This window comes from uncultured Campylobacter sp., assembly GCF_937997595.1.
Lineage (GTDB): Bacteria > Campylobacterota > Campylobacteria > Campylobacterales > Campylobacteraceae > Campylobacter_B.
Genome location: NZ_CALKTS010000230.1, coordinates 1 through 10400, shown reverse-complemented (window position 1 = coordinate 10400; position 10400 = coordinate 1). Strand labels below are relative to the sequence as shown.

Below are 10400 nucleotides of genomic sequence, written 5' to 3'. Positions count from 1 at the left end.
AGATCTCAAACGTCATCGAAAAGATCAAACAAAGCAAAATCGTCTTTGTAATCGCGCACCGCCTCTCCACGATCGAGCGCGCCGACAATATCGCCGTGATGAAAAACGGCCGCATTCTCGCCATCGGCACCGACGCGAAGCTGACGGGCGAATGCGAGGAGTATCGCAGCCTAAAAGGGATAATGCAAAATGGCTAGAATTTTAAATTCTGCCCCTTTTGCGCCCCAGTTTTGCTCTATGAAATTTTAAAATTTTATCTTTGAAGTAAGCCTCATAAGTTTATCCGCAAGGATTGAAATTTTATTTTAAAATTTAGCCGCGCGGATCGCCGCTTCGGCCGCAGGGCTTTTCAATAAAACTCGACTCTTTGGTGCGACGAGGCACGACCGCTAAAGCTTTAATGCTTGGATTAAAATTTATCTTAAAATTTCAGCGCTTCGTTACAGGTTTGCTTATAAATTTAAACGCTCGCGTCGTTTTAAAACCGCTGCGGTAAAATTTTATTGCAAGCTGGGCTTTTCGGCGCGCTACCTACACCTGATCTTAGGCATCTGCGATAAAATTTTGGCTTGATTTTCCTTTATAAATTTTCGCATCTTTTTAAAATCTCTATCCGAATCGAAATTTTTCAAATATTTTTTTACATAAAAACCGAGCTTTAATCAATAAAAAGCTACAATAACGCTAAATTTAATTCCAAGGAAAAGTCATTGTTTGAGTCCATGCGCGCGGCACGCTCGCTAAGCCCCCTATTTCTGGGGATTTTCTTTATGTTTATCGGCGACGCGCTAGTCATCGCAAGCGCAGGCATCATGCTAAAAGAATCCGGCCACAGCGAGCTTGAGATCGGAGCGATTTCGGCGTTTTTCTTTTTAGGGGCGATCTTTAGCGGCTTTTTCGTACCTTCGATAATCGGCGCACTCTCGTACGTGCGGGCATACGCGGTCTTTACGGCGCTTTTTGGCATCGCGGCGATGCTGCACGATCTTGGCTCAAACCTCGTATATTGGGCGATTTTGCGCTTTATTTTGGGCTTTTGCTACTACGCGCTTTTGATGATAATCGAAAGCTGGATAAACTCAAAGATCACAAACTCCATCCGCTCCCGCGTGCTGGCGATCTACGAAGCGGTTTTTTACGGCGCGTTTGCGATAGGAGTTATAATTTTGGCGCTAAATTTCGGAACGATGAAGGTCTTCGTGCTAAGCGCATTTTTTATCATCCTAGCGCTGCTGCCGGTAAATCTAATCCGCTTCAACTCTCCTAGAGTCCCCGCTCGCATGCGAGTTTCTATGCCGCAAATTTCAATAGTGCCGCCGCTTGCGTTTGCAACTGTGGTTTGCGCGGGCATTTTGATTAACGGCTTTTTTTCGATGGCGAGCGTTTTCGTGCTAAGCGCAGGGCTTGGAGTGGGCTCGGTGGGCGCATTTATGGGATCGGCGATGGCAGGAGGCTTCTTAGCGCAGCTCGTCTGCGGCACTATTTCAGATAAGTTTGGTCGCAAACGCGCCATAATGATAGTTTGCGCCGTAGGTCTTGCTTCCTGCGCGGCGCTATTTTTTGCTAAAAGCTTCATCCTAACGTGCGCACTTGCGTTGATGTTGGGATTTGGCGCCTTTCCTTTGTATTCGCTCGCCATCGCGCGCGCAAACGACTCCATCACCGGCGAGGGCGCATCTCGTGTGCGAATTTCGGCGGCGATGCTTTTTATCTATTCGAGCGCGTCGCTCTGCTCGCCTTTAATAATCGGCGCAATGATGAAATTTTTGGGCGCAAACGGCTTTATCTGGGTGTTTTTCGCGGCGATGAGCTTTTTATTTATATTTGCTATCTTCCGCCCCGAGATCGCGCCGAAAAGATAGCTTTAAAATTTTAAATTTTTTCGTAGATCAAAAATTTATAATAAAACGCCGCGATTGCAAACATTAAGCCCATGCCGAAGGTAATTTGCGAAAGCGAAAATCCAATCTCGAAAAAAAATCCGATCGCGGCCGACACGAGTGTGGCGACGATGAAATACGCCATGTCGTTGTAGGCGATAACGCGCCCGAAAAATTCCCTATCGACGTGGCTTTGCAGCTGCGTAAAAGAATACGACCACACCGTCGTGATGAAAAATCCCGCCGCGATCATGCCCGCAAACGAAAGCCAGTAGTTAAACTCCAGCACCGCCCACAGCGCGATGCCCGCAAACTGCCCCAGCAATAGCCAAAAAAAAGTGTGCTTGTTTACGATCTTGCTTAGCCATATCTGTCCGAAAAACGCAGCCGCCGAGCGCGACATATTCATAAGCCCGATGACTAGCGAGGCGCTTAAAATTTCTTTGTATTTATACTTCGCAAGAAGCGCGATGAGATTGTCGTAGGTGGTGACGGCGACGAAGGCGTGAAGGACGATGAGATGCACCACCAAAGGGTGCGAGCGCAGATAAGAAAAGCCCTCTTTTAGCATCTTAAACACCGGCTCACGCGCGTTTCTTGCGAGGTCTTTAAAATTTAGCCGCAGCAGGATGAAAAACGAAAAAACATATAAGCAAAAATCCAAAATAAAAGCCGCTCGCACGCCGAAATAGTGGATAAAAACGCCAGCACTCGCCATTCCGAAGGTATATGTGATCGTCCAGATAATGCCCGTCATCTCGTTAGCAAGCTTGAGATAAGGACGGCTTAGAAATTTCGGCAGCGTGGAAGATTCGGTCTGAAAAAATAGCGTGCCTGCGACGCTGCGCACGACCACGATCAAAAGCAGCAGCCACAGATAATCCAAGCTATCGATAAAAATCAGCATGAAAATACTGATCATCTCGGTTATAAACATCGCCGTCATCAGCGGCTTTGGTTGAAATTTATCCACGATGATGCCATTGATGGGCGCCAAAAAGACGTTCGGCACGAACGAAACGACGCCCACCGCCGTGATCGCCCACACCGGCGCGCCAAGCTCAATGAGCAGCGTAGCGATCCCAACGACCGAAAACCATAGGCCGAACATACATATAAAACCCGCCGAAAAGAGCAGGCGGTAGTTGCGCGAATGTCGAAGCAGGACGATGTATCTGATCATAAAATTTTATCCCGTAAATTTAATATAAAAAATCTAGCGAAATTGTATCACGGCGCGCCTTAAAAGCCAAAATAAGCTAAAAATGCTATAATTGCGAAATTTTAATTCAGGAGTGAAAATGGAAGGGTTCGTAACTACGGTAATAGTATTTTGCATCCTCATCGCGGCAATTCTAAAGATGGGGGTCAAGATCGTCTCACAATCAGAAATTTTGATCATCGAGCGGCTGGGTCGCTTTCACAAGGTGCTTGATGGCGGCTTTCACATCATCGTGCCATTTTTTGACGCGGTGCGCGCGAAGATGAGCGTGCGCGAGCAGCTCGTGGACATCAGCAAGCAGCAAGTCATCACCAAAGATAACGTCAACATAAGCGTAGACGGTATCGTGTTTTTGAAGGTTATCGACGGCAAGATGGCGCTTTACAACGTCGAGGATTATCGCCGCGCGATTTCAAATTTAGCGATGACGACGCTACGTAGCGCGATCGGCGAGATGAGCCTAGACAGCACGCTTAGTTCGCGCGATCAGCTAAATTCCAAGCTACAAATTGCTCTGGGCGACGCTGCGGATAACTGGGGCGTAAAGATCATGCGCGTGGAAATTTCCGAAATTTCGGTACCGCACGGCATCGAAGAGGCGATGAATATGCAGATGAAGGCAGAGCGCGAAAAGCGCGCGATCGAGCTTAAAGCCGAGGCTGAAAAAGCAGCCCTCATCCGAAACGCCGAGGCGCTAAAGCAGGAGAAAGTTCTCGAAGCCGAGGCGATCGAGCGTATGGCGGATGCGAAAAAATACGAGCAGATCGCGCTAGCACAAGGTCAAAAAGACGCGATGGACAATATAAATTTAGCGATGAGCGCTTCCAGCTTTGCGGCGGAATACCTGCTCGCGCAAGGTCGCGTAAACGCTTTCAGCGAGCTGTCCAAAAACCCTAGCAAGGATAAAATTTTGATCCCTTACGAAACGAGCGAGCTGATCGGCTCTCTTAGCGTGCTTAAAGAATTCCTCAGCAAAAACGGCGCGAAGGATGCTAAATGAACGCGCTGATTTTTATCATAATCGGCGTGATTTTAGCGATCGTCGAGCTTTTGGTGATGGATTTTACCTTTATATTTTTCAGCGCCGGATTTTTCATCACGGGGCTTTTGAGCTTCGGCTTTCATCTTGATTGGGACGTGCAAATTCTACTTTCGTTCGTGCTTTCGTTCGTGCTTCTGATCGCATTTAAAAAGCCGCTAAAATCACGCTTTTTCAAACCAGAAGAGAAGCATAAGGATAACTTTTTAGATGAAAGCGGCACCGGCACCGTCAAAAACGGCATGGTCTATTTCAAAGGCACGTTTTGGAAAAGCGATGAAATTTCGGATCTTAACGAGGGCGACCGCGTCGAAATTTTAGGCGTAAAAAACGGCCAGATCGTGATTAAAAAAGATAGCAGTCGAAATTCTAGCGGCGCAGACGGGATAAATTTAAATAACGGCGACGCAAATTTAAGCGGTGCCGACAGCACGAGTACCGACGATAAAAATTCTAATGCCGCCGCAAGCAAAAGCGCGCAAAGCTCTGGCGCTAAAGAAGAAGCGCCCGTAGATCCGAAAGAGGCGTAGAGTGAGCGCTAAAACCGCACCAAAAAAAACGATCAACAGCAAAGATGAAATTTTAAAATTTTTATCGTCGCAAAAAAAGAGGCTTTTTGCAGTTGGCGTTACCGAGCTAGGGCTTTTCGGCAGCTACGCCAAAGATAGCGCCGACGCGTTTTCGGACATCGACATCGCGATCGAAACCGACGGGACAAAAATGGTAAAAAATCTAGGAAGCCCCTTTTCGGCGCTGGTTTTTTTAGACGATTTTAAAAAGAAGCTATCCAGTAAATTTAATGTAAATGTCGATCTGTGCGATACTACCTCTTTAAGTCGCGAAGAAAAAATGAAGCTGCTGCAAGGAGCGATTTATGTTTGAAAAATCAAGCGTCGAGCGATTAAAAAAGATATCTGATAAAATTTCATCCATCCTAAAAAAATGCGAGGGCGGCGTAGTGCCTGTGCCTGCCGATGAGGACGTTTTGCAGCCTGCGATAATGATGCAATTCATCAATATCCACGCCCTTCTAAAAGGGCTGCAAGAAAGCAACGATTTGCAGGCTTTGGCGATCTTTAGCAAAGATGAAATAAGAGCTATCAACGCCACTAGAAATATCGCTTCGCACGAATACGAACGGCTAAATTTTGAGCCGATAGAGATAGCCATCAAGGACTATCTGCCGACGCTAAATCAAAAAATCACCAGCGCACTAAAGCCGTATCGCAAAGGCAAATCGGAAGGATAAATTTGAAAAGACTAAGTATAGATGAAGCCCTAAATTTAATTGAGCACGCCGATCTAAACGAGCTTGGGCGCGCGGCGTTTGTGCGCAAGCGCGAGCTACACCCGGATCGCGTCACGACCTTCATCATCGATCGAAACATAAACTACACCAACGCCTGTATGGTAGATTGCAAATTTTGCGCATTTTATCGCCACGCAAGCGACGCGGACGCCTACGTGCTAAGCTTTGAGCAGATTAGCGAAAAGATCGAGGAGCTCATCGCTGTGGGCGGTACGCAAATTTTATTTCAAGGCGGCGTTCATCCGAAGCTAAAAATCGAATGGTACGAGGATCTCGTGGAGTTCATCCGCAAAAATTACCCGAGCATCACGATCCACGGCTTCTCGGCGATCGAGATCGATTATATCGCGCGCCTTAGCGGCATCAGCACGCTCGAAGTGCTTCGCAGACTGCAAGCCAAGGGGCTCTACTCGATGCCCGGAGCCGGAGCCGAAATTTTAAGCGACCGCGTGCGAGACCTCGTAGCGCCGCGTAAAAGCGACAGCGCCACGTGGCTTAGAGTGCACGAGGAGGCGCACGGCATCGGTATGAAAACGACCGCCACGATGATGTTCGGCACGCTTGAGAGCACGCGCGAGATCGTAGAGCACTGGGATAAAATCCGCGAGCTGCAAGACCGCACGGGCGGCTTTCGAGCGTTCATTTTATGGAGCTTTCAGGGGCAGAACACCCGCCTTTTGCGCGAGCATCCCAAGATCAAAAAGCAAAGCCCGAACCGCTACCTGCGCCTGCTCGCCGTCTCGCGGCTATTTCTGGATAATTTCAAAAACATCCAAAGCAGCTGGGTCACGCAGGGTAGCTACATCGGGCAGCTGGCACTGAAATTCGGCGCGAACGATCTGGGAAGCACGATGATGGAGGAAAACGTCGTAAAGGCGGCGGGCGCGAGCTTTCGGATGAGCAAGGACGAGATGATAGCGCTGATCCGCGACGTGGACGAAATACCCGCCAAGCGCAACACCAACTACGATATTTTGGAGACTTACGCTTAGGTACGGGCTTTTGCGCGTTTGCGGCGGGAAATTTATTCGCTTGCGGCTAAAATTTAGCGGTAGAATTTGTCTTAAAAACAGATGGCGAATTTTTGCGATCGTGGAATTTTGCAACGGAATTTAAAATTTTGATATGGGTACGGGTTTAAATTTACATGCGCAAGCGGAATTTGCACGGTAAAATTTCATTTCGCTGCGAAATTTCGCCTTAAAATTTTTTGGACGCGAAATTCTACGCTGCAAGATTAACGCGGCAGAGACGGCGCCCGAGACGATTTTGTGAAGGCGCTTGCCGTATTTGCGGCGACAAAACATATTACAGTTTCGATACGCCGCAGAGCTGTGTGTTTGGTAGCAGCAGCATGCGCCCCCGTTTAGGCGCGGATATTTCGTTTTGTGCCGCAAATGCGCTGTGACAATTTCGCCTCGTAGCTAGAATGCATTGCGGCGGGGAGCCGTTTGGGGCGCTGAAATTTTACAAAACGTACGGCGCGATTAAATTTAAAATTTTAAAGCAGGACGGGAAAAACTGCCCTAGCGCGAAATTTTAGAAGCGAGTTTGAAGAAAATTTTGAAAACTCGTTTTAGCGAAATTTTAAAAGCAGGCCCGGCGCAAATTTCAAAAACGACTTGGCTGCGTCAAAATTTTAAAACCGCGCCTGTAAGAGCGATGAAATTTAAAAATTTTATAAAGGAAAACGATGGAAAAAAAAGAGATTTCACTTAAAACCAAAGGCGGCAAGAGCGCTAAAATCGACTTTTTGTATCAGTTCGACGATTCGCTGCCGGTGGCGAGCTTCAAGCTAATTTTTAAAGCAAGCGGTGCGGTGAGCGAGAAGACCCTGGGTCTTGCGCGCATCTGCGCGGGCGTTTTGGGCGAGGGCTCAAAGACGCTGGGAGTGAGCGAATTTCACCGCAAGCTCGATATCCGCGCGGTCGAGATCAGCGCCGCGAGCAATTTTGAAACCTTCGGCATCCAGCTAAACTGCCTAAAAGAGCATTTCGATTTCGGCCTAGACATGCTGCGAGAGCTGCTTAAGAAGCCCAATTTAACGCCCTCGGTGCTGGAAAAACTAAAAATGCAAACCATAGGCGAGATCGCCGTGCTAAAAAGCGAGTTTGATTACATCGCGACGTGCAACCTAAAAGCGCTTCTGTATCCGCGCACGAGGCTCGAGCGGCCGCTCATAGGCGACGAGGCGAGCATAGAGCGGATCACTATGAAGGACGTGCGGGAGTTTTTCGCCTCGCTGAGTTTGGAGAATTTGTACGTCGTTTTATGCGGCGACATGAGCGACAAAAATCCGAAAATCGCAGAAATTTTAAGTCTCTTTTCAAGCGGCAAAAAGTGCGAACTGCCGTTTTTCACGCCGAGCGATGCGAAAAAGATAAAGATCCAAAAGGAGCAGACGCAGCAGGCATACATCTACTTCGGCGCGCCCTTTACGCTGCCAAAGGAGCAGGAGTTCATCGCAAACACCACGCTTTTCGTGCTCGGAAGCAGCGGTTTCGGCAGCAGGCTGATGGAGCGCATCCGCGTCAAACACGGGCTTGCGTATTCGGTCTATGCGCGCGGCGATTTCGAGCTTAGCCGCCGCGAGTTTTGGGGCTATCTGCAGACTAAAAACGAAAATTTACAAAACGCCGCTGCGCTCATAAAAGAGGAGATCGCGAAGTTTATCGCCTCGGGCGTGAGCGAAGCGGAGCTGAAAAGCGCCAAAAAATTCCTGATCGGAAGCGCCGTGCTGCAAAAAGAGACGATGTTTAAGCGCGCGGCGATCGCGCAGAGCGAGTATTACAAGGGCTACGCATTCGGCGAGTTCGAGCGAAATTTAAAGCGCATCGAGGCGCTAAAACTAGGAGCGCTCAACGATTTCATCAAGTCGCACGACGAGATCATGAACCTAAGCTTTTCCGTCATTTGCGACGAGACCGCCGCGAAAAAGGGGCTTAGAATTTAGCTCGTCGCGGCGCGTATCTCCGTGATCGGCATAAATGGGTAAATTTTAAATTTATAAAGCGGCGCGAACGGCGCTAAATTTTACTTTTGCGCTCCGTTTGCGGACGGCTTGTGCGTTTAAATTTAAAACCGCGCTTACATCGCGTTAAAATTTACGGGCTTTGCAAAAGCGGCCAAATTTGCGAGCCTTACAAAAGCGGCTAAATTTAAAGGCGCCGTGCGCGGCTCGGTAAAATTTCAGCGCGCAAAAATAAGAGCTCGATTTCACAAGCCGTTTGCAAGCCGCGTAGTGAAATTTAAAAGATGATGCGCGCGTGCATATCTTTCGGATCATACGGTTCGCAAATCGCGTCGTGAAATTTCAAGCGCTCGCGCTCTGTTTTTAAAACCCGGCGCACTCCGCAAAGATACAGCCGCCAAACAAAACACACGCAAGGCGGGTAAAATTTACAGGCGCAGCAGGCGAGTAAATTTGCCGCAATAACGAAATCTCGAGCAAATTTAAGCAAGCGTTCGATGCGGCGCGTAAAATTTCGATCAAATTTAGGCGGGTGATTTCGCTTCAACGCGTAAAATTTCACAGCGCGAGGGCTTAACGCCTATCAAATTTAAAGGATGAAAATTGATTTTTGAAGCAAAAGACGCGGCGACGCTGCAAAAGGCGGGCATTACGACGCTTTTGGATCTGGCGCTGCTTCTGCCCAAAAGCTTCGACGATCTGAGCGTGGGGGACGCGCCCTGCGCGGGCGAGAGCACGGCGGAGGTCGAGTGCCTTTTCCAGCACAGGCGCGGCTCGATGCTCATCGTCACAGCGCACTGCCTCAGCTGGGAGCGCGAGATTAAAATCGTGATCTTCAACGCCAAAAGCTGGCACTTCGGCGCCTTTAAGCGCGGCAAAAAATTTTTCATCCACGGCAAATGCGACGAGAGCTTCGGCTCGTGGCAGTTCGTAAACCCAAAAATCGTAAGCGAGCCGGGCAGGATCGCGCCCAAATACAAAGCCGCGCTGAGCGACGCTGCGGCGCAAAAGCTGATCAAAAAATATCTAAGCGCGTCCGCGCTTTTAGGCTGTGGGCTGCGCGCGGACGAGGCGGCGGTACTGCTTGCGCTACACGAGAGCTCGCCGCGCAGCGTGCGAATGCTAGCCGCGCTAAATAGGCAGCTCAAGGAGGGCGGCGCGGAAAATTTCGGCGAGCGCGACGACATTTCAAACAGCGACAGAATTCCGAGCGGCAGTGAAATTTTAAGAGGCGAAATTTCAAGCAGCGATAAAATTTTAAATGACGACGGAATTTTAGATAACGGCGAAATTTCAAGCTCGCAAAGCTTCGCCGCTGAAATTTTAAACGGCAGATCGCAAAATGATGAGATTTTGGGCAACGAAATTTCAAACTATCCTCAAAGCAGCGGAGCTCTTGCCTGCGAGGCAAGGCGCGGCGCGGCGAATGAAATTTTAAGCGACGGAATTCCAAATGGCGCAGAAGCCTCGCCCAGCCAAAATATCCACAGCGGAGAGGCTGTGAGCGATAAAATTTTGGACGGCGAGGAACCTCAGGCGCGCGGCGCGAAGATTTATAACGACGAAAATTTTAACGTCCAAAGCGATGAGGATTTTCTTGCCACATACGGCGTCGAGGCGCACAGAGATGAAATTTCAGACGATCTTAAAGCCGATAATGAAGCGACGGCGAACAACGATAAAATTTCAAACGACCTAGTATCCGACGCCCAAGCAGCGACACAACCAGCAGAGGCTCAAGCCACAACCGCGCAACCCATGTTAGAGCATGTCGCGACCAAGCAGTCCATAGCCGAGCAACAAAATTTAAGCGCCCAAGACGTAGATGCGCAATCCGCAGCGGTTCAAACTTCAGACGTTCGAATCGCAAATTTGCAACTCGTAGCCGCCCAAACTCAAGAAACAAGTGGGAAACCTACGGCAATCCAAACTTCAAGCCAAGTAGCGAGCGCGCAAGCCGCGACTACTCAAACTTTGAG

The 10400-nt window shown here is 48.9% G+C and carries 9 protein-coding genes and 2 pseudogenes; 9 read left to right on the top strand and 2 right to left on the bottom strand.

Annotated features, from left to right (window positions below; genetic code table 11):
• Window positions 1-197, top strand: a pseudogene (locus tag Q0614_RS07800) (ABC transporter ATP-binding protein); the annotation flags it as partial.
• Between the two features lie 513 nt (window positions 198-710).
• The gene (locus tag Q0614_RS07795; protein ID WP_298787812.1) at window positions 711-1862 is read left to right on the top strand and encodes an MFS transporter; all 1152 of its coding nucleotides are present in this window, start codon (window positions 711-713) and stop codon (window positions 1860-1862) included.
• Between the two features lie 10 nt (window positions 1863-1872).
• Here the strand turns inward: Q0614_RS07795 and Q0614_RS07790 are convergent, their stop codons facing one another.
• Entirely contained in the window at window positions 1873-3063 is a 1191-nt protein-coding gene (locus Q0614_RS07790) for an MFS transporter (protein WP_298787810.1), read from the bottom strand.
• A gap of 118 nt (window positions 3064-3181) precedes the next feature.
• Between Q0614_RS07790 and Q0614_RS07785 the strand changes: the two genes are divergently transcribed.
• The 6 genes from Q0614_RS07785 to Q0614_RS07760 all read left to right on the top strand — a co-directional run bounded on the left by Q0614_RS07785 (window position 3182) and on the right by Q0614_RS07760 (window position 8403).
• Entirely contained in the window at window positions 3182-4102 is a 921-nt protein-coding gene (locus Q0614_RS07785; RefSeq protein WP_298787808.1) for a stomatin-like protein, read from the top strand.
• On the top strand, window positions 4099-4671 hold the full coding sequence (locus Q0614_RS07780; protein ID WP_298787806.1) for an NfeD family protein: 573 nt from the start codon (window positions 4099-4101) through the stop codon (window positions 4669-4671). The genes Q0614_RS07785 and Q0614_RS07780 overlap by 4 nt, the downstream gene beginning before the upstream one ends.
• 1 nt (window position 4672) lies before the next feature.
• A complete protein-coding gene (locus Q0614_RS07775) occupies window positions 4673-5023 on the top strand; it encodes a nucleotidyltransferase domain-containing protein (protein ID WP_298787804.1) in 351 nt (116 codons plus the stop codon).
• Entirely contained in the window at window positions 5016-5390 is a 375-nt protein-coding gene (locus Q0614_RS07770) for a 2-isopropylmalate synthase (protein WP_298787802.1), read from the top strand. The genes Q0614_RS07775 and Q0614_RS07770 overlap by 8 nt, the downstream gene beginning before the upstream one ends.
• 2 nt (window positions 5391-5392) lie before the next feature.
• Window positions 5393-6442: a dehypoxanthine futalosine cyclase gene (locus Q0614_RS07765; RefSeq protein WP_298787800.1), complete on the top strand. Its 1050-nt coding sequence runs from the start codon at window positions 5393-5395 to the stop codon at window positions 6440-6442.
• Window positions 6443-7143: 701 nt separating this feature from the next.
• Window positions 7144-8403, top strand: coding sequence for a pitrilysin family protein (locus Q0614_RS07760; RefSeq protein ID WP_298787799.1), 1260 nt, complete (start codon window positions 7144-7146; stop codon window positions 8401-8403).
• Between the two features lie 295 nt (window positions 8404-8698).
• On the opposite strand, the gene Q0614_RS07755 is transcribed toward Q0614_RS07760, so the two are convergent.
• Window positions 8699-8983, bottom strand: coding sequence for a hypothetical protein (locus tag Q0614_RS07755; RefSeq protein ID WP_298787797.1), 285 nt, complete (start codon window positions 8981-8983; stop codon window positions 8699-8701).
• A gap of 41 nt (window positions 8984-9024) precedes the next feature.
• On the opposite strand from Q0614_RS07755, the pseudogene Q0614_RS07750 reads away from it, so the two are divergent.
• Window positions 9025-10400: pseudogene (locus tag Q0614_RS07750) on the top strand (hypothetical protein); the annotation flags it as partial.